Source organism: Clostridium sp. UBA1652 (genome assembly GCF_002320975.1).
GTDB lineage: Bacteria > Bacillota > Clostridia > Clostridiales > Clostridiaceae > Clostridium_T > Clostridium_T intestinale.
Window position 1 is genome coordinate 51980 of sequence record NZ_DCLI01000039.1, and the last position, 20545, is coordinate 72524.

Here is a 20545-nt window from a genome sequence, read left to right on the forward strand (position 1 = left end):
CACATAAAGCTTGCTGAAAGTCATCAGTAGCTTTATGTGTTTTTTGTTTTTATAAGCAAAGATAATCAAAGAAAACTAAAGAAATATAGATTAAATATAGAAAATATACGATTACTTAAACTAAAAATAAAAGAAATTATGCTTTACAAGAAAAAAGTTTAGATGCAAAATATAACTGACTAGTCAGTACAAAAAAGCAGTAAGAGGTGAAGTTATGAATTTCTTAAAAATAGTTAAAGAGGATCTATCATCAATATATAAAAATAGATTCTTGAGATTTGCAGTAGCAGGAATAGTAATCGTACCATTACTCTATAGCTTACTTTACTTAGCTGCCTTTTGGGACCCTTATTCAAGAATGGATAAGCTTCCTGTTGCGATTGTTAATCTTGACAAAGGTGCAACAATGGACGGAGATGAAGTAAACTACGGACAAAATGTTTGTGATGAGCTAAAAGATAATAAGGATATGGGGTGGAGATTTGTAGGTTATGAGGATGCAGTTGATGGTGTAAATGGAGACAAATATTACTCAATGTTTGTAATTCCTGAAAATTTCTCAGAGAATGTCACCAGTGCAAAAGCTGATACTCCTGTAAAAGCTGATATTATCTACACTTCTAATAACAAGAAAAACTTCTTAGCATCACAAATAGGAGGAAAGGTAGAAGATAAAATTAAAGAACAAATTACTCAAACCATATCAAAAGAATATGCTAAAGTTACTTTTGAACAGTTTGATACAGTAAAAGACGGCATGAATAAAGCAGCAGATGGAAGTAAGCAAATAGCAGATGGAATGAGTACATTAAAAGATAACATACCAACCTTAGAGGATGGTGTTAGTAAACTTTATGATGGATCTAAACAGTTAAATGACGGAATAGGGGTACTTAACTCTAAAGTTTCAACAATAAATCCAGCAGAACTTGTAAAGGTATCTAGATATTTAAATGATGATACTGTAGCTAAGTTAAGAGAAGCTATAAGTGTAGCTAATAAGTTTCAAAACATGGATTTATCTGATTTAGATAAAATTAATCCTGAAACAGTTAGCCTTATAGAAAAAAGTTATACTGACATACAATCTTTAGGTAGCTCAAAGGGATTAAATTTAATAATGTCAGAGCCTTCTATACAAAACTTAGCTGAGCAACTTAATCCAAGCAATCCTCAAGGTATAATATCTTTACAACAAAAAATGCAAGGGTTAAATGTTCTAGTTGACGATGCGAATGTTCTAAAAGCGCAGATAACAGCTTTAGAAAGCCAAGTTCCAAAGGAACTATTAAATCAAGATTTACAAACTCAAATAGTGAATTTAAAGCAGGCTATAGCATCAGTAAATACTTTAAGTGAAGCTAGTAAACTTATAAGCAAAGAGGATACTCAAATGCTTCTAGGAATACTTAATAACCCATCTTCAATAGTTAATACACTTGGAGATGTAAATACAAAGCTTCAAGGTATAAATAAGCTTTATGAGAGTTTATCTCCAACTGATCCAGAAGCACAAGCAAAACAACAACAATTCCAACAAGGCTTTGGTGCTGTAGTTTTAAAAATGAAAACCGCAGCACAAAGTGGAAAAAATGTTGAATTAACCCCACAAGAAACTGGTTTAGTACTAACTTATATTAATAATATGAATCAGTTAACTGAAGCATTAAAAGGTTATAAGCCTACTTTTGATAAACTAAACACAGATGTGGCTAAATATTCAAAAGTTATAAATGGAAGGCTAGCTTTAATGCAAGCAAACCCACAAAGTGTTGAGGCATTAAAGAGTTTACTTACAAACTATGATAGTACTATGGCTTTAATAAACAGTGAGAAACCATTATTAAATTCCATAGATAAACTAATAACACCAGAGAATATGAAGAATTTACAAGGGGTTATGGCAACAGTTAATAAACTAAAAGTTGATTTAAATAATAATGAGCAAACTATAAATGAACTTACTACTTTAGCAAGTGGATTATCAAAAACTATGAGTAATAAAGATGTTCAAGCTTTAATACCACAATTGCAGTCAATTCAAAATGATTTAAACTCTGCAAAACCATTATTAAATGGCTTGAATACAGACAAAATGACTAGTCTACTCAATGATAGTCCTAAATATGTAGCTATGATAAAGACAGTTCAAAATGATGTAAAAAATAATCAAGATTTATTAAATAAGGCTAACAATGCTTTAACTTCTGGAAATGTTAATAAAGCAAAAGAACTAATAAATAGTGTTCCAACCTTAACAGGTGGAGTTAAGCAGTTATATGAAGGTTCTTCACAGTTAACAAATGGACTTGGACAACTTCAAGGAAATATACCAGAGTTAAAAGATGGCGTGGTTAAGCTTTCAGATGGTTCTAATGAACTTTCAACAAGTTTAAAAGATGGCGCTGATAAGCTAGATGATAACTTAGTTAATACTCCAGAAGAAATGGGAACATTTATTTCAGAGCCAGTAGTTATGGACAATAAGATTATAGATGAAGTTAAAAATTATGGAACAGGATTTGCACCTTACTTTATCCCATTATCATTATGGGTTGGAGCTCTTATGATGTTCTTTGTAATATCACCTAAGTCTAAGGAAGAGAGAGAAGGCAAAGATGTAAGTTCAACATCTGTAGTTTTAGGAAAGTTTGTAATTTATGGTGTTGTAGGAGTAATCCAAGCTGTTTTAGCAAGTTTAGTTGTTTTAGGTTTAGGATTAAATCCTTCAAATTTACCTATGTATTTCTTCTTTAATATACTTATGTCACTAACTTTTGTAGCTATGATGCAATTCTTTATAAGTACATTAGGAGATGCAGGAAGGCTGATAGCTATAGTTTTACTAATACTACAATTAACAGCTTGTGCAGGAACATTCCCACTTGAGGTGGTTCCAAATTTATTTAAAGTATTAAATCCATATATGCCATTTACTTATGCAGTAAAAGCATTAAGGGAAGCCATATCAGGAACTGATACTTCAGTAATTGTACAATGTTCAACTATTTTTGGAGCAATATTAGTGGTATTTGTAGGTTTATCAGTAATATTGAGAAGAAAAGGTAATATCATACAAAGTAGATTAGAAGAAATAAAAAGCCAAGCAATGTAATAAAAAAAGAGCACTCAATTAGAGGGTGCGTCTTAGGGATTTTTAATCCCGGAAAAATATCGGCATAGTTTGGTATGTATTACCGGCTATGCCGATTTTTCTTGTTCTGTGGTGGATTTAGAAACCGGTGGGTCAAATTCGCCAATGCAGTTATAAACGATTTTGATACGCTGTACTCGTCTGCCATCAATGCGCTCAGCCTTGTAAACATAGATTTTTTCAACAAACTCCCGGATAATCTCCGCTGTGAGTTCCTGTATATCTGTGTACTTTCTTACCAAGGCGAGGAAGTGGTCTACACCCAGTGCGCTTTCCTTCTCTGTAGTCATTGTGTATTTCAGGTCTGCCACTCGACTTTCAAGGGTATGTTGCTCGGCTTCGTAATTGGTGGTCATCTTGGCAAAACGCTCATCGGAAATCTTGCCTTCGATATTGTCCTCATATAGCCTTTGGATAATATCATCCAGCTTCTTGATACGAGCCTGTGACTGCTCTAATTCTCGTTTTCCGTCACGCATACTTTTGTCAAGCTCTGTCCTTGTTTTCTTGGTAACCATCTCCACAAATTCATTCTCATGCTCTCTGGCATAAGCGGTTACCCGGCGAATACCGTCAAGGAGCAATTCCTCAACTACCACATTGCGTATCTGGTGAGAACTGCAGCCGCCTTTAATCTTACGATAGGTAGCACATACAAAATGTTCTTTGTCATGTTCCCAACCTCGCCCACGTACTTGGTATAGCTTGTTGCCACAATCAGCACAGAAGAGCATACCTGAGAGGATTGGCATTTCCCCCATTGGTGTAAGCCTGCGCCTGCCATCTCGAATTTTCTGCACTACTTCAAAAACTGGCTCCTCGATGATCGCTTCGTGGGTATTCTCGAAAATCATCCATTCTGACGGGTCATTCTTCATCTGCTTTTTCTGCTTATAAGACTTGCGATAGGTTTTGAAGTTTACCGTATGCCCTAAGTATTCCTGCCTTGAAAGCATATGAACTATTGTGCTGCCTCGCCAGATATAATTATCGTCATGACCTCTGTTGTCCGGGATATTGATTCCGTTTGCCTTTGCGTGAGCTGTTGGATTCATTATCTTCCTATTGCTGAATTCTTTAGCTATCTGCGTAGGGCCATAACCTTGCATACAAAGGCGAAATGCCTCTTTGACTACCTTGGCAGCATCTTCATCAACTACCCAATGCATCTTATCTTCCGGGTCTTTAGTGTAGCCGTATGGTGGATTGGTGCAGAGCGGCTTGCCGGATTGTCCTTTCGACTTAAAGACGGAGCGGATTTTCTTGCTCGTATCCTTAGCATACCATTCGTTGATGATATTAAGGAACGGTGTAAAATCGCTATCTTGCTGATTGGCACTGTCCACATTGTTGTTTATGGCTATGAAACGGATATCAGAGCCAGGGAATAGTACCTCGGTATAGTAACCTACTTTAAGATAGTCTCTTCCAAGACGGCTCATGTCCTTTACAATGACGGTGCCGATGTTGCCTTCTTCCACTTGGGATAAAAGGCGCTGCCAATCCGGGCGGTCAAAGTTCGTGCCGCTATAGCCATCGTCCACAAAGAATTCTGTGTTAGAAAAACCGTTGTCATCTGCGTACTTCTGTAAAATGGTTTTCTGGTTTTTAATGCTGTTTGAATCACCCTGAGACTCGTCATCTCGTGAAAGACGGCAATACAGAGCGGTTATTTTATTGTTGTTCTTCACAGCAGTATAAGACTGTCTGTTATTCATGTTTACCTCCTTTCCGACAGTCTTCAAGCGGTACTCTATATTCCCGTACTACTGTGAAGAAGTCAAGTTATTTTGGCTAAGAAGCCTTTTTTATTTCAAGGCTTGCAGTGTCATTAAGTATCATGCGTTTCAGCTTGTCATAAGCAGTTTCCTTGGCAGTGCTACTGACTGCCGATTCTATAATATAGAGCGTGTCGCCGATTACTTTTTCGGTGACGCTTACGGTTTTTTCATCCATGGGGCTTCCTCCTTTCGAGATGGCGTAACGATCGTTACTCCAATTATAGTTTTTTAGACCGATAGGGGTGGTCTGATCTCTACAGCTTTTTGCTTGGATTGGTGTTAGTATAATATTGTAGACACGGAAAGCCGAACACTTTAGAATAGAGAAAGAGAAGGAAGTGTTTAAAATGGCAAGAGGTCAAAAACAATACACAGAAGAATTCAAGAACACAATAGTAGAGCTTTATAATGCTGGGAAGAGCTTAGCAGAGTTAAGTAGTGAGTATGCCCTATCAAAATCAACGATAACTGGATGGATAAAGAAAAACCAGCCTGTAGCTGTGGATAAAGATACAACAATAACAGCTGCAGATTATCAAGCTGTATTAAAGAAAATGGCAAGGCTTGAAGAGGAAAATGAAATATTAAAAAAAGCCATGGGCATATTCGCAAGGAAGTAACTACTGTATTTGAATTCATAACTAACAACCAAAAATATCATGATATTAAGCTTATGTGCAAGGTTTTAAAGGTGTCTAGGAGCTCTTATTATAAATACTTACATAAAAAGCCTAGCAATAGAGAGATGGAAAATACAAAGATAGAAGAAAAAATTACAGATATCCACAAAGAGAGCAAAAATCGTTATGGAGCAGTTAAGATAAACGAAGCTTTAAAGTCTTCAGGGATAACTATTAGCCTAAAGAAAACGCAACGATTAATGAAGAAACTGGGGATAAAATCTGTAATAGTAAAAAAATATAGACCTACTTCATCCAAAACGAAAATAAAAGCACAGGAAAACGTTTTAAAAAGAGATTTTAAGACTACGACAATTAATGAAAAATGGGTAACAGACATAACTTATATTCACACAGTGAAAGATGGCTGGTGCTATTTAGCCTCAGTTATGGACCTATACAGCAGAAAAATAATTGGTTACATGTCTAGGTCTATAGATACAACACTTGCCTTACAGGCCGTAAAAAACGCTATTAAGCTCCAGAAGCCAACTAAGCAGCTTGTTTTACACAGTGACTTAGGTTGCCAGTATACAAGCTACGCTTTCAAGGAATACATAGATAGCACTAAAATAATTAAGCATTCCTTTAGCGGTAAAGGATGTCCTTATGACAATGCTTGTATAGAGTCTTTTCATGCTTCTCTAAAAAAGGAAGAAGTTCACCTTGTTAATTACTTTGATTATGATACAGCAAGACTAGCAATATTTGAATATATAGAAGCCTGGTATAACAGAAAAAGAATACATGGAAGCATTGGTTACATATCTCCACAAAAATGTGAAGATTTAGCTAGAAAAATTGCATAAAAAGTTCAACTTTTTGTGTCTAAGATATTGACATAGATCCAAGATGAAGACTTAAACTATTTTGAATCGCAAGGCACCATTCTCTCCTGCCTTGCCTGTGGCAAATATTTTGTGCGACATTCGAGTCGTCAACTATATTGTGACAGTTGGGATTGCCAAGCTGAGCGTAATCGTAGAAACAGACGAGCCAGCTATGCTCGCAAGAAGGCCGCTGAAGCTGAAAATAAAGAATAAAAAACAGACCTAACTGCATTGCCCGGTGTGGGTATAGTAATTAGGTCTATTTATTATTACGGTTATGCCAGTATTTATTTTTATTAAGCAATATCATCCTCTCTCTCAAGTTATATTAAGAGGAAAAGCTGATTTTATCCCGTAGATAAAAATGAATTTTGGTTGGTTTCTCTTGTAAAAAACTTCCTATGAGAGTATAATTAGAATAACAATGTTGTTGATATTGTTATTGATGTGGGAGGTAAGAAAAAATGCCAACTGTGAATGAATTATTAGATAAAGCAAAAGATGAGTTGTCAAATCTATTACATGGAGAAGTTTTCCTTTTGCGAGACCTATTTAAGGGATACGAGTGGAATAGGATTTCTCGCAGTGATCGATTGCTCCTTGGTACCTTATTTCTCAATTATATAAAAACAGCTGATATAAGGGTTGTTCCGATTGAAAAGACGTCATCAGGTCAACAGAGATATGTTTACAGATAATTCAATCTAAGATTTTATATAAATGCAAAATGGATTCATTATAATTGAGAAAAAGGGGTGTAGATGTGGGTTTTTTCGATTTTTTTAAGAGAAAAAGGAATGTTGAAAATATAAAAACGGAAGTTGATAAAACATATGACAGTGAGACTGGACTCAAAATTGGGCAGAAGTTATTTGCTCAAAACGGTGAACTGGTCACAGTCTGTGCGATTAAGGAAAAAACAATAATTGTTGAATATAAATATAAGAAACATGAACGTGATAAGGCTGTTGTTGGCAAAACCTTGTTTGTTTCGAACCCTCTTGAAAGAAATGACATGCAACATCAGGCACAAGTGGAGGAGGAAAAGCGTCAAGAACAGTTAAAGCTTAAACAGGAGCAAGAAATTGAGCGTTTGCGTCTAGAACAATTAGAGTTTGAGAGGAAGCGAGCGGAGGAGCGCAAGAGACAAGAGCAATTGGAATTTCAAAGGAGAAAAGAAGAGGAAAGAAAGCTACAAGAGCAGCTAGCACTCCAGAGAAAGAAAGATGCAGAACGTAGAATACAGGAAAAAAATGAATTAGAAATAAAACAAGAAGAAGAGCGCCGGGCACAAGAACAGTTACGGCTTAAAAAAATAAAAGAGATTGAATTATCGGGAGGGTTTAAGAAAAATGTGACACCTCTCTATCATGATATTTATGGAGAAGGTGTATTTGTTGAGTTTGATTCAACTAATAATTACATACATGCAAGGTTTAATGGCGAAGCAAAGACTACTGTTTTCTCATATCCTGATGCTATTGGAAAGCATTTGTTTATGCAAAAGACGGACAAACTCTTAAAGAGAGAAGAGTTCTTAAAAGACCCAAAAAACGAGCAAGAAGATATAGAAGAACAACAGCATTTTGTTAGAGTATGCGAAGTCGCGGATAAAAACCTGAAAAGTGCAAGTCAAGAAGAGAGTCTCATAAAATATGGGTATAATGATTTTTCTGATAGCTATGATTCTTCAATTCATCAAAAGCATCAAATTGCAATTAAAGAGTTGGATTTATGGAGAGAGATTAGAAATAATCCATATTTTGCTCGAGTTGATCACGGTAAAAATTTGAAATTCTATATTGGCAAAAATGCAATAAATAACCTGGTTGTTGATTGGAGAGATAAAGTCTGTAATCTATACTACCAGTATAATATCTACATTGGGAATGAAGAGCATAACCTTTCGCTAGTACGTGATTTTGAGATTATTTCTGGAATTTATCGTGGCTTTATCGATAAATATTCTAGAAAAGGTGACTACGGAGCTAGCAATATAGAAGACAACGTGATTTCTGACAAATTTCTGATAAAAGTCATAAGTGCAAACAGAGGTGATAAGAAAACACACGATATTATTCAGACTATCCAAAGAAATCAGTATGAAATAATTACCTATGATGCTTTGAAAAGTATGCTTGTTTTAGGGTGTGCTGGTTCTGGAAAGACAATGATAATGCTACATCGCCTTTCATATATGGTTTTCAATAATCAAGATTTGGATATCAAGAGTATTTATATAATTTCTCCGACACGGTTGCTGAATTTAGAAAATGATGAATTGTCGCAAACATTGAAGATTAATTTAGCGAATAGGCTTGCAATTGAGCTATTCAACGCTAGTCTGATAAGACAGTACTATAATCAAAATAATGTATTTAATAGTTTAGATCTCCGAAAAATCACATCGAATTCTTTTATAGATGCTGATTTTATTAAGCTTGTTTATAGTGATAGTTTCATCAAAGCATTTAAAGGAGATGTCATTGCAATTGTATTATCTGACAGTGAAAAGCGTGAGAAGTTTATAGAACTCGAAGATGCGAGAATATTGGATGAGTATAGATATTTCTGTGAAGACGGCTTAATGTTTAGTAACATTTCAGACGCATATGCAAAGAATGCATCACTAAATGATATCTATGAGAATGTAAAAAAAGTAGTTTCGAAATTGCCTTTGGAAAATGCTATCGAAAAATTAAAAAAGTTTACTGAGTCTCTAAATTCATCTAATTCAAATGACAAAACATTGGAAGGCAAAAAAGAAGTACTTGAAAATCTTATTAATGACTGGGATTTATCTGATAAAACTGTCTATACAAAGAAAAATAATAGGAATGAAGTTTCGGTATCGGATGACATATTTAGTGATGTGTTTGGATATTTCAATGTTTTAGGGAGAAGTAACAGCCAAAACAAAGATATCTTAAGCAGATTTCCACATCTAGGAGTTCGTTATAGCACTACTCTACAACTATTTAATAGCTACAAAGCAGTTGCAGAAAAAATAAACCGGTTTGAACGGTTTGTTAATGGGCAAAGCTATGATTATTTATCTGAAATTATCAGGCAATTGATTGTTGATATAAAGAAAAATAACAGAATAGATTGCAAATTCACTTATGAATTCGAAGCATTTCTGCATTTAGTAGGGTGCAATGCAATTTTTAATAGTCTACATGATAAACGTACACTAATATTTGTTGATGAGTTTCAGGACTATGCGGTTACTGAAATATCACTATATAAGCAGATATTCCCTAATGCTTTATTCAATCTGTTTGGTGACATTAAACAAAGTATCAATCCTAAAGGCTTGAATGAAAATGAAGTAGAACAAGTAGTAGAAAACCATTGGAAGATGTACAGCATAAATGAAAATTACAGAAACGCTCATCAGATAACAGAGTTTATTAACTCGGAGTTCGGCATTGACATGATGCCAATTGGAATTGATGGTTCTGTAAAGCAATGTGATATAAGTGAGATTAGTTCAGTAATTCAGCTTGACGATACTGACAGAATCGCTCTTATCATAAAAAACATTCCATTATATGAGAACATAGAGTCAAAATATCGTTTTGGTGCTGTTGAAAAAGTCAATGTGATTAAAGATGATGAATGTGTAGTAAAAAGAGGGTTTTTAAATGTCATACCTATAAGCCTAGCTAAGGGGTTAGAGTTTGAAAGAGTTTATGCTATACCACATCAGATGACGCAAAACGAAAAATATGTAGCGTATACAAGAGCATTAAATGAGCTGTGTATTATCACTATGGGGGATATAATGAGTAACGAATTCATCATTGAAAGAAATAATTTTTTGAAAAGAAATACTATTGGATATTATCATCAGAACTATACGGGATTTAGACAACCGGGAAATCCTGATTTTTTGAATACGTTGAAAAATACTTTCGAGTCAGAAACACATAAAAACTTAATAGAAGCAAGAGACAAGGTTATAGAAATTTTGAAAGATGATCTACCGCAAATAATAAAAGAACAAAGCATGTCAAATTGTATGCTTGTTTGCGTACCTAGAGCGAAATCATTAAAATCATTTTCAAATTCCCAGCTAATGTTTAAAGCAGCAATAAAAATTGCTGTTAATAATATTCGTGGCACGATTGATGGAACGGATTGTATTAAAAGAGTAGTAAATACTCGTACAACACATCTGGGCAATGCATCTGGTATTGCTAATGATGGCGATAAACCATATCCAGGGATCACTGTTGCTACTTGTGAAATAGACAAAACTAGAATAATGAATCAAAACATTATTCTTATCGACGATATATATACAAGAAATGTTAATATAGATGAAGACTGTATCCAAGCATTACTTGATAATGGTGCGAATAAAGTGATATTTTATTCAATCGGGTATACGAGGAGGATCTAATGAAGTATTCAGATATTGGATTAAGGGTACTTGCTGCAAAAGAGTGTGGCATAGTAAAAACAAATGCGCAATTTTGGGGAAACTTTGCGGACAGGGAAAAGTTTAATAAAGTAGTATTGAATGATGATAGAGTTATTAAGACATCAGAAAAAATATCAAGCGAACTCGATTCAACAGATAGAGAAGAAGGAATCATTTGTGCTTATGATGATGAGTTCCCATTTATTAACCGAAAAGTTAAAAATAATGGAGACAAACCATATTTATTATTTTATAGGGGTGACTTATCATTACTTAATGATTTGAATAAGAATATCGCAGTTATAGGACTGACAGATCCAGACGAAGAAATTATAAAAAGAGAGACTGATATAGTTAGAAGACTTGTTAAAAACGATCTTGTAATAGTAAGTGGATTGGCAATAGGTTGTGATACAATTGCTCACAAAACTAGCTTGGAAACAAACGGCAAGACAATCGCCATTTTACCATCTCAATTGGGTAAAGTATATCCTACTGAAAATCGAGATTTTGCAGAAGAAATCGTCAGAAAAGGCGGTCTGTTAGTTTCTGAATATTATAAAGATGCTACTTCAAAATATGAAGCAATAAATCGATTTATTGAAAGAGATAGATTGCAAGCAATGTTTTCAAAAGCAATTATTCTGATAGCTAGTTATAGAAAAGAAGAAGGAGACAGTGGTTCTCGTCATGCAATGGAAGCCGCAAGGAAGTATGAAATAGAACGATATGCTATGTATAATAGCAAGATGGATGAAGACAATAAGCGATTCGGTTTAAATAAGGATTTAGTAAATAGTAAAGGCGCAGATCAAGTGAAAATTTTGATGCCGAGTTCGATTGATCTTATTAAATCGTTAGCGAATCCTAATTTATCTTTAGATGCGGAACCTAATATTGGTGAGCAGTTGACACTATTATGATAACAATGAAGAGACATGTATTTGATCTGGACAATACGCTGATATACACAGATTTATTAAATAATGATTCTTACAATTATGCATTAAATTTGCTTGGATTAGCATCTATTGTTGATTGCAAAAGGATTACTCGAGATGTTGTTTTTAGTAGATATCCAGATTTGAATAGCATACAAAAAAATAAAATCATAGAATTAAAGCAGAAGTACTTTATAAATAACTTGAAGGAGACTATTCCAAACAAATCATTAATTCAACTTTTAGAAGATCAAAATGTTGAATTGTGTATTCTATGGACAAGTGCTGATGAGACTAGAGTATTAGCAATTTTGGATTACTACAAAATTAGCAATGCATTTAAGAGAGTCCTATTCAGCAGTAAGCTTGAAGTGACAGAGGATATAGTGAAAATCTCTGAACTACTTGTATGCGGTATTGAACACTTAATTTTTTACGAAGATAATCAGAGAGTAATTCAGGATTTGCAACGGTTAAACCTGAATGTAATCTCTGTATGATCAGTGAATCTCACAAGTGATAAAGATATTAATGAATTAGTTGTGGTGTGTCGATGAAATAAAAGACAAAATAAAGACCTCCCCCAAAGTTATACTTTGAAGTGGTCTTTATTTGTTTAGCCTCCGCTTGAAGAGAGTCGGTCAAAAATTTACTTGTTTTCGTAAATCCCTAAGTTGAACTCCCATTAAATGGAGTGTTCTTTTTATTTATGGTAAAATATTGACAAGAGATAAAACTAATGATAGTATAAAACCTATAAAGAGTTAATAAATAACTCATAAAATGGAGTGATAATTTGTGAGAGCAGAGTTACAAGAAAAATTAGAATTACTAAAAGATAATTATAGTGATGCTAAGAAAGAATTTAAATGGGACATGGCTATATTTAATCATTTTATAGCATTAAGTTATGCTAGCAAAGGTAAGAGAGCAGATACAGAAAAAATTAAAGAAATAAAAACTTATATTAAAAATAATACTGGCTTTTTCTCGAAATTTAGAGGGAATAGTTTATCTTTAATGTCTTTATTTTTATCTTTTGAGGAAGATTATAAAACTACTTTTAAAGAGATAGAAGAAATGACAATTAAACTTAAAGAAAATGGTATAGCCTCTTATGAATATAGTCCAATGATAGCATACACATTTTTGAAGAATTCTAATAAAGAAAACATAGACAAACATATTCAAAGAGCTAGATTATTTTATGAAGATATGAAAGATAATCATGTATTTTTGACATCTAAGGATGACTATGTATATGCGGCATTATTAGGATGTACAGATTTAGATGTAAAAGGAACTTGCGATAAAATAGAATATATATATTATAAATTGCACAGTATTGGATATAGTAGGAGCAATGGACTTCAGACAGTATCTCATATTCTATCACTGAGAGATGACTATGAGTTTAGGGTAGAACTGTTTAATCAGATAGTAGTTAAGTTAAAGCAATTAAGGGTTAAAGTTAATAGTTATAATCTAGCTTCCATAGCATTAGTTGCTTTAATCGTTGATGATTACTCAGAGATTTGTAATGAAATACTAGAAGTATATGATGATATAAAAAATGCCAAGGGTTATAAATATGGGGTGCAGGCACATATAAAAACAATGTTTAGCTCTATTTTAGTTTCAAGTATATATACAGATGAAAAAAATAAACTTATGGATATATCATCAGGGCTAACAATGCAGCTAATTGTAGTGGCACAACAACAGGCTATGATGGCAGCAGCGTCTGCAGCAGCCGCTTCAGCGGCAGCATCATCATCTTAATAAATTAAGGAGGTTCTTATGAGAGTTATTAGTAGAAGTATGGCTATTTTTATATTAGGAATTATAGGATTTTTTGTTTTTCTAAGTCCAAGTAATACTTGGGCAGCATCCAAAGAATATTATATTTCAAATATAAACATAGAAGCTAAAGTCGATGATAAAGGCAATATGAATATTGAAGAAACCTACAAATACAACTTTACAGGAAAGTTTAATGGAATAAAAAGAAACGTAAAAACTAAAGGTTCTGATGGGGTTGAGGATGTTAAGGTATCCATAGTAAATAACAACAAGGATGAATTTATAAATGAAAGTAATAGTGAAAACAACAATACTTTTCAGTTAAATAAATCAAGTAGTGAAACTGAAGTAAAGATATTTAGCCAAAGTCAAGATGAAGAAAAAGTGTTTAAGATAAGGTACACATTAAAAAATGTAGTAACCAGTTATAGTGATTTATCAGAGCTTAAATGGGTGTTTTTTGAGAATGAAGATGATGTAAAAATAGATAATATTACTGTATTTTTGACTCTTCCTAATGAGATCACAAAACAGGTTACTTATAGTGGAGAGGGTCCCAAAAGAGGAGAATTAAGAAATATTGACAATAAATATATAAGACTTACTTTAAATGATATGGAGAATAATGACGTTATAGGAGCTTCGGTATTATTTCCATCAACTTGGATTAATACTTCTAAAGTAGTAGATAAAACCTATGATGAATACTCTAAAGAGGCTAAAAAACAAAAAACAATTACTACAGTTGTTATAGCTTCAGGAATATCAATAGCAGTACTTTTAATAACTATTCCTTTATATTTAAGTAATAAGCGTAGAAAAAAAGCAATAGATAAATATAGGGAAGATTATGTGTTTTTTAACGGAAACTTATATGAAGATATACCATCAGATTTAACTCCTGCATTAGTATCTAAATTAGTAAATGGAAGAATAGATATAAATGATTTCCTAGCTACGATATTATACCTCTCAAACAAAGGAATAATAAAATTTGAGGGGAATTACAGTGAAGATGATTATGAAAATGTCTCTATATCAATAGATGAAAATCATAGTTCAGCTTATCTTTTAGATAGTGAAAAGTATTTAATAGGCTGGTTAAAAGGATATATGAAAAATGGGAAGGTTAAACTTTCAAAATTGCAAAAGGTATCTAAAAGTGAAAGCTTTAGAGAGGAATACTCAAGCTGGGAAAATGTAGTTGATATAGATGCTGAAAATCTTAATTTCTACACAAATATTTTAGGAAAGCAGATATTAACAAATGAGTATGAGGATGAAAGGCTTAAGTGGAGAGCTTTTGAGAGATACTTTACTAACTTAAATGATGTTGATGATTTAAAGGACTTAAACATATGGAGTAGAATATTACCTTATGCAATAGCTTTAGATATATTTGAGGATGTACAAGATTTTATAAAAGAAGATTCAAATTATTATGATTCATATAATCCTATGTATAACTATGGATTTATGTATTTCTATGCAAGTAGTTATCATGATAATTTTAACCACAATTTCTCTAGCTCAGATAGTAGCAGTTCCACAAGTAACTTCTCCGGTGGAAGTGGAGGAGGAGGCTTTGGTGGCGGAGGGGGAAGTAGTGCCTTCTAAAATCTCTTAACTGTGATATAATTTAATATATATTTTAATAGTGGATATATGTGTTATTATCCACTATTTTCTTTGGAGGAGTAGGATATGAAAAGAGTTGCAGCTGTTCATGATTTGTGTGGATTTGGAAAAGCTTCTTTAAATACAATTGTACCTATATTATCTTCTATGGCGATTCAAGTGTGTGCTGTACCAACTGCTGTGTTGTCTACTCATACAGGCGGGTATAAGGATATTGCTGTAAGAGATTTAACTGAATATATGGAGGAGCATATAAATCATTGGAAGAAGTTAAATTTGAGTTTTGATTGTATATATTCTGGATATTTAGGTTCTCCCAAACAAGCAAAAATAATAAAAGAGTTTATAGAATACTTTAAAACTAAAGATAATATAGTTTTAATTGACCCCGTAATGGGAGATGATGGAGAACTATATTCATCAATAACAAATGAAATGGTCTTAGAAATGAAAGATCTAGTATCACATGCAGATATTATAACGCCTAATGTAACAGAAGCTTTAATGATATTGGGTAAAGAATATAAGGACAAAGAAGATTTATTATACTGGAAGGAAATTTTGATTAACCTAGCAGAATTGGGTCCTAAAAAAGTTGTATTAACCTCTGTAAAAGTTTTTGGTAATGAAAATGTATTTACTTTGGCTTATGACAAAGATTTAAATAAATTCTATAAGGTTGAGACTCAGCATATAAACATATCATTTCCAGGAACTGGTGACACCTTTGCATCTATAATGCTTTCGTACATACTAAAAGGGGAAAGTTTTGATAAAAGTGTGAGTAGAGCCTGTAGCTTTATATATAAGCTTATAGAAGAAGGTAAACATCATGTAGAAGATATACGTGAAGGATTACCATTAGAAATGTTTTTAAAAGAACTTATTTTAGATGATTATTATTTAATAGATTCTAATGAGCTATAATAAAAAGAAGCCTTCTAGTATGATTTTAGAAGGCTTCTTTTTATTTATTTTAATTGTGTAGCAAGGTATTCTCTATTATGAATTACACTTGGGTTATTAGGAATGTATTTTGCAGCAAGTTCATTATGAAGGTTTGCTTCTACAAATTTACCTTGTCTAGAATAACAAACACATAATTGAATATGAGGAATCCAGGTAGAATAGCTAGCTTGAACTAAAGCAAGAGAACCTTTATTTTCAGGTAGTTTTGTAGCTAAGTCATACCAAAATATAGCTTGATCTAATTGATTGCTACTAAAGAAATAATAAGCTACTTTACAACAAAAATCAGCTCTAGGTATATCATACTGGAATGTTTTTAAGCAATAATACATAAAACTATCCATGTCTTTCTTTTTAGCATAACATTCAGCTATGTTTGAGCAAGCTGTTTTATTATCTTCAACCCATCCTTGTTTTGAGTTTATAAATTTCTCATAATAAGTTATAGCCTCATCAGTTCTATTGTTATAATAAAGCTCATTAGCAAAATAAAATGTATCTCTTGGAGAAAACTCTTCTCCTCTTTCAGCTCTTGCCTCAAAAATTCTTAAGTTTCTATTGCCACTAGATTTAAGTTTCTTGTGATATACGTTAATATCACCACTATGGATATTACCATACACAGATAGATACTCGTGAACTGGCCCTATCCACTCGAAGTTATTGCTCCTTTTTACAAGTCTATTTCTTCTAAGTTGGCTTGTAGGATTCCCATATTCATCTTGACCTAAAATATAATTCATAGTTACTGAATCTATAGTTGTGTCAAAATTACTTTTTAAATTTATAAGTTTATTTACGTCTTCCTCCAATAAAATGTCGTCCGCATCTAACCACATAATATAATCTTTAGTGGCCTTACTAAAAGAAAAGTTTCTAGCTTTTGCAAAATCATCAATCCATTCAAAATCATAAACCTTAGCACCAAGCTCTTCTACAATACTTTTAGTATTATCTGTAGAACCAGTATCAACGATTATAATTTCATCTAAAGCATCTCGAACGGAGTTTAGACATCTTGCAATAACATCAGCCTCATCTTTTACTATCATACATAAACTTATAGATATTTTTTCATTCATAAGTGCACCTCTTTTGTAATTTATAAAAATACTTTCAAAGTATATTATGAATTTACTCTATAAATGTACACTGTAAATCCCTCCAAAATAATATGAAAGGCTAAGAAAATACAATTTATATATATAAAATATAAATTTCATGAACAGGTAAGGAGATATAATAATAATTTATATAGTAAGTAAAATTTTTGGAGGAAAAGATGAAAACTAGTATAATCATATTAACTTATAATAAACTTGAATACACAAAACAATGTATAGAAAGTATTAGAGAATTTACAGAAAAAGATTCATATGAATTAATAGTTATAGACAATAATTCAACTGACGAAACACCTAAGTGGTTAGGAGAGCAAGAGGACATAATAGCAATATTAAATGAAGATAATAAGGGATTTCCTAAAGGATGTAATCAAGGGATAGAGATAGCCACAGGAGATAATATATTACTTCTTAATAATGATACTGTAGTTACAAAAAATTGGCTTAAAAATTTAACTACTGCATTATATAGTGATGAAAGTGTAGGGGCAGTTGGGCCAGTTACCAATAACTGTTCTAACTTTCAAAATATAGCTGTGACTTATAACAATCTAGAAGAAATGAAAGTATTTGCTGAAGAGTATAATAAATCAAATAGCGATAATTGGGAGCATAGACTTATATTAATAGGATTTTGTTTACTTGTAAAAAAAGAAGTTGTAGATAAGATAGGACTCCTAGATGAAAGATTTTCACCAGGAAATTATGAAGATGATGACTATTGCTTTAGAATTACTGAGGCAGGATACAAACTAATTTTATGTAAAGATACCTTTATTCATCACTATGGAAGCCTAAGCTTTAGTGCAGATTTAGTAGCTTTTAATCATTTAATGGCTACTAATGGAATTAAATTTAAAGCTAAGTGGGGTTTTGATGTAGGATATTCATGTGGAGTTAGAAATGACATTATAGGACTTATAGATTCACCAAAAGATAAGGCGATAAATGTATTAGAGGTTGGATGTGCTTGTGGAGCTACATTAATAAGAATAAAAGACCTTTATAAAAATGCTAATATATATGGGGTAGAGTATAATTTAAATGCAGCAAAAATTGCTGGGAAAAATGTTAAACTGCTAGGATATAATATAGAAACTGATAAAATAGAATGTGAAGAGGAATTTTTTGATTATATTATATTTGGAGATGTACTAGAACATTTACATGATCCTTCTAAAGTATTATTAGATTTAAAGAAGTTTCTAAAAAAGGATGGCTTTGTAGTAGCTAGTATACCAAATGTTATGCATTATAGTGTTATAAGAGGACTTTTAAATGGAAACTGGACTTATGAGGATGCTGGATTATTAGATAGAACACATTTAAGATTTTTTACTTTTAATGAAATTAAAAAGATGTTTATTAATACGGGCTATGTTGATAGATTTTATCTAAAGGTATTTATAGGAAGAACTCCTCAAGACGATGAATTTATTAACAAAATATCTCCATTAATTGATGATAGCTTAAAATGGCAATTAGATGCATATCAATATCTTGTTAAAGCTCAAAGAATAAACTAAAAATAGGAATATTTTTAATTAATAGATAATATACATGTATAAAATACGTATATATTATCTGTTTTTTTATTTTTTAGATAAGTATAGTTTGCAGTAAATGAATTTAATGAAGCTGAGAAAGAAGGAATCTAATATAGAATAAAAAAACATCCTTTTAGAAATAGGTTTCTAAAAGGATGCATGGTTAAATTATTTTAGATTCTTATAGTTATTATAAACTATAGAATAACTAGTTGATAGTTAAACCTGCACTTGCATATCCAAGTACTGTATTTATTAGTGTTACTCCAGCAGCAGTTGCTGAGAATACTAATAGAAGACGAGTCTGAGCGGTTACAGGAATAGCTAAACCAGTTGTAATTCCATTACTTACAGCTCCTATAGCTACTATACCAGTTAATGCTGGTGCTAAAGTTACACTTGCACCTGGAACAGCAGTAAAGGTATCATCAGGTGTAGGCGAACTAAATAATTGAGCTGTAATTGTTATAGTAGTTCCTACAAGTGTTAGGGCAGCTGCTGTACTGAAGTATGCTGCTATTGAGGTAATTGTTCCATCACGAGGAGCTGAGAATGCAAAATTATTAATACCAGTTAGATCTATAGTACCACCAAGTATGCTTATACCTGTTTCATTTGAACCAAATCCAATAATACTAGTAGTACCAACCAAACCACCTGCTATAGTAGTAAGTGCAGCAGGTGTACCAGAAGCAAATGGGATTATAGCACCTGCAGCAGTAGCACCAGTAACACCAGTAGCACCAGTAGCACCAGTAGCACCAGTAACACCAGTAACACCAGTAACACCAGTAGCTCCAGTAACGCCAGTAACACCAGTAGCACCAATAGCACCAGTATCGCCGGTAGCACCAGTAGCTCCGGTAGCACCAGTAACACCAGCAAGACCAGCAGCACCAGTAGCGCCAGTAGCGCCAGTTACGCCAGTAATACCAGGATCACCAGTAGGGCCAGTAGGACCAGTAACTCCAGTAGCACCAGTAGCTCCGGTAGCACCAGTAGCGCCAGTTACGCCAGTAATACCAGGATCACCAGTAGGGCCAGTAGGACCAGTAACTCCGGTAGCACCAGTAGCACCGGTAGCACCAGTAACCCCAATACCAGGACCAGTAGGACCAGTAGGTCCAGTAGCACCAGTAGCGCCAGTAGCACTAGTGGCACCTCTAAAAACAAGTGTGCAGCAAGCATTATTGCAACAACCATTATTTAATCTATATACCATATTTAAAAGTACCTCCTAATATATAATTAGAAATAAAATATCTCCTATATATAGATTATGGAATTTGGTGAGATTTGCCACATTTTATAATAAACATAGACATTTTTAATTTCTGATAACAAATATAAATAGGGTGAAAGTTGACATAAGGAAAACAATGTATTAGAATTTAATAGTAATTTATGTCCTCATAGTTCAATGGATAGAACAGTCCCCTCCTAAGGGACAAATGTAGGTTCGATTCCTACTGGGGATACCAAGAACCAAAAAGCCGATTTAAACTCAAAGTTTAAGTCGGCTTTTTTATATTAAGATTGTTAAACTATTAAATTATAACAACGAAACTCGAACATTAAATCCAAATAAGTAAATTATATACAGAAAAATTGAGAAAATAATTATTAAACACAAATTAAATAGAATTTTA

General features: G+C 32.9%; 14 protein-coding genes and 1 tRNA gene. 11 read left to right on the forward strand and 4 right to left on the reverse strand.

The features are described from left to right. Positions 1–214 precede the first annotated feature (214 nt). Positions 215–3115 carry a YhgE/Pip domain-containing protein gene (locus B3N22_RS06695; RefSeq protein WP_286905671.1) on the forward strand — a complete coding sequence of 967 codons (2901 nt, stop codon included), beginning with the start codon at positions 215–217 and terminating at the stop codon, positions 3113–3115. 86 nt (positions 3116–3201) lie between these two features. On the opposite strand, the gene B3N22_RS06700 is transcribed toward B3N22_RS06695, so the two are convergent. Together B3N22_RS06700 and B3N22_RS06705 are read right to left on the reverse strand one after the other, a co-directional pair. Next, positions 3202–4872: a recombinase family protein gene (locus B3N22_RS06700; RefSeq protein ID WP_286905673.1), complete on the reverse strand. Its 1671-nt coding sequence runs from the start codon at positions 4870–4872 to the stop codon at positions 3202–3204. A 76-nt stretch (positions 4873–4948) separates the two neighbouring features. Beyond that, positions 4949–5110 carry a transposon-encoded TnpW family protein gene (locus B3N22_RS06705; protein WP_286905675.1) on the reverse strand — a complete coding sequence of 54 codons (162 nt, stop codon included), beginning with the start codon at positions 5108–5110 and terminating at the stop codon, positions 4949–4951. Between the two features lie 172 nt (positions 5111–5282). On the opposite strand from B3N22_RS06705, the gene B3N22_RS06710 reads away from it, so the two are divergent. From B3N22_RS06710 to B3N22_RS06745, 8 genes are all read left to right on the forward strand, one after another. Beyond that, positions 5283–6424, forward strand: a protein-coding gene (locus tag B3N22_RS06710; protein ID WP_286905677.1) for an IS3 family transposase whose coding sequence is annotated in 2 segments (ribosomal slippage) — positions 5283–5529 and positions 5529–6424 — 1143 coding nt in all. Because the reading frame shifts where the segments join, the coding sequence is not laid out codon by codon here. A gap of 485 nt (positions 6425–6909) precedes the next feature. Beyond that, positions 6910–7143 (forward strand): single-stranded DNA-binding protein, encoded by a 234-nt coding sequence (locus B3N22_RS06715; RefSeq protein ID WP_286905679.1) that lies wholly within the window; start codon positions 6910–6912, stop codon positions 7141–7143. Positions 7144–7208: 65 nt separating this feature from the next. Then, positions 7209–10853 (forward strand): UvrD-helicase domain-containing protein, encoded by a 3645-nt coding sequence (locus tag B3N22_RS06720; RefSeq protein WP_286905681.1) that lies wholly within the window; start codon positions 7209–7211, stop codon positions 10851–10853. Beyond that, entirely contained in the window at positions 10853–11797 is a 945-nt protein-coding gene (locus tag B3N22_RS06725; RefSeq protein WP_286905683.1) for a DNA-processing protein DprA, read from the forward strand. The genes B3N22_RS06720 and B3N22_RS06725 overlap by 1 nt, the downstream gene beginning before the upstream one ends. Next, positions 11794–12315: an HAD family hydrolase gene (locus B3N22_RS06730; RefSeq protein WP_286905686.1), complete on the forward strand. Its 522-nt coding sequence runs from the start codon at positions 11794–11796 to the stop codon at positions 12313–12315. Before B3N22_RS06725 ends, B3N22_RS06730 begins: the two co-directional genes overlap by 4 nt. A gap of 298 nt (positions 12316–12613) precedes the next feature. Further along, the gene (locus B3N22_RS06735) at positions 12614–13597 is read left to right on the forward strand and encodes a DUF4003 family protein (RefSeq protein WP_286905688.1); all 984 of its coding nucleotides are present in this window, start codon (positions 12614–12616) and stop codon (positions 13595–13597) included. Between the two features lie 18 nt (positions 13598–13615). Continuing rightward, positions 13616–15235 (forward strand): DUF2207 domain-containing protein, encoded by a 1620-nt coding sequence (locus B3N22_RS06740; RefSeq protein ID WP_286905690.1) that lies wholly within the window; start codon positions 13616–13618, stop codon positions 15233–15235. Between the two features lie 87 nt (positions 15236–15322). Then, positions 15323–16183 (forward strand): pyridoxamine kinase, encoded by an 861-nt coding sequence (locus tag B3N22_RS06745; RefSeq protein ID WP_286905692.1) that lies wholly within the window; start codon positions 15323–15325, stop codon positions 16181–16183. Between the two features lie 44 nt (positions 16184–16227). On the opposite strand, the gene B3N22_RS06750 is transcribed toward B3N22_RS06745, so the two are convergent. Then, entirely contained in the window at positions 16228–17307 is a 1080-nt protein-coding gene (locus B3N22_RS06750) for a tetratricopeptide repeat-containing glycosyltransferase family 2 protein (protein WP_286905694.1), read from the reverse strand. A gap of 200 nt (positions 17308–17507) precedes the next feature. Here B3N22_RS06750 and B3N22_RS06755 point away from each other — a divergent pair, with 200 nt between their 5' ends. Next, complete coding sequence (locus B3N22_RS06755) at positions 17508–18875, forward strand: bifunctional glycosyltransferase family 2 protein/class I SAM-dependent methyltransferase (RefSeq protein WP_286905696.1); 1368 nt, start codon at positions 17508–17510, stop codon at positions 18873–18875. Between the two features lie 229 nt (positions 18876–19104). Here the strand turns inward: B3N22_RS06755 and B3N22_RS06760 are convergent, their stop codons facing one another. Further along, positions 19105–20118 carry an exosporium glycoprotein BclB-related protein gene (locus tag B3N22_RS06760; protein ID WP_349676614.1) on the reverse strand — a complete coding sequence of 338 codons (1014 nt, stop codon included), beginning with the start codon at positions 20116–20118 and terminating at the stop codon, positions 19105–19107. 184 nt (positions 20119–20302) lie between these two features. On the opposite strand from B3N22_RS06760, the gene B3N22_RS06765 reads away from it, so the two are divergent. Further along, positions 20303–20377 (forward strand) — tRNA-Arg (locus B3N22_RS06765). Positions 20378–20545 lie beyond the last annotated feature (168 nt).

Excerpts from the sequence above, each read along its gene's own strand:
- B3N22_RS06730 (WP_286905686.1), top strand. The coding sequence starts at position 11,794 with ATGATAACAATGAAGAGACATGTATTTGATCTGGACAATACGCTGATA.
- B3N22_RS06740 (WP_286905690.1), top strand. The coding sequence starts at position 13,616 with ATGAGAGTTATTAGTAGAAGTATGGCTATTTTTATATTAGGAATTATA.
- B3N22_RS06715 (WP_286905679.1), top strand. The coding sequence starts at position 6,910 with ATGCCAACTGTGAATGAATTATTAGATAAAGCAAAAGATGAGTTGTCA.
- B3N22_RS06760 (WP_349676614.1), bottom strand. The coding sequence starts at position 20,118 with ATGGTATATAGATTAAATAATGGTTGTTGCAATAATGCTTGCTGCACA.
- B3N22_RS06700 (WP_286905673.1), bottom strand. The coding sequence starts at position 4,872 with ATGAATAACAGACAGTCTTATACTGCTGTGAAGAACAACAATAAAATA.
- B3N22_RS06705 (WP_286905675.1), bottom strand. The coding sequence starts at position 5,110 with ATGGATGAAAAAACCGTAAGCGTCACCGAAAAAGTAATCGGCGACACG.
- B3N22_RS06745 (WP_286905692.1), top strand. The coding sequence starts at position 15,323 with ATGAAAAGAGTTGCAGCTGTTCATGATTTGTGTGGATTTGGAAAAGCT.
- B3N22_RS06725 (WP_286905683.1), top strand. The coding sequence starts at position 10,853 with ATGAAGTATTCAGATATTGGATTAAGGGTACTTGCTGCAAAAGAGTGT.
- B3N22_RS06695 (WP_286905671.1), top strand. The coding sequence starts at position 215 with ATGAATTTCTTAAAAATAGTTAAAGAGGATCTATCATCAATATATAAA.
- B3N22_RS06755 (WP_286905696.1), top strand. The coding sequence starts at position 17,508 with ATGAAAACTAGTATAATCATATTAACTTATAATAAACTTGAATACACA.
- B3N22_RS06750 (WP_286905694.1), bottom strand. The coding sequence starts at position 17,307 with ATGAATGAAAAAATATCTATAAGTTTATGTATGATAGTAAAAGATGAG.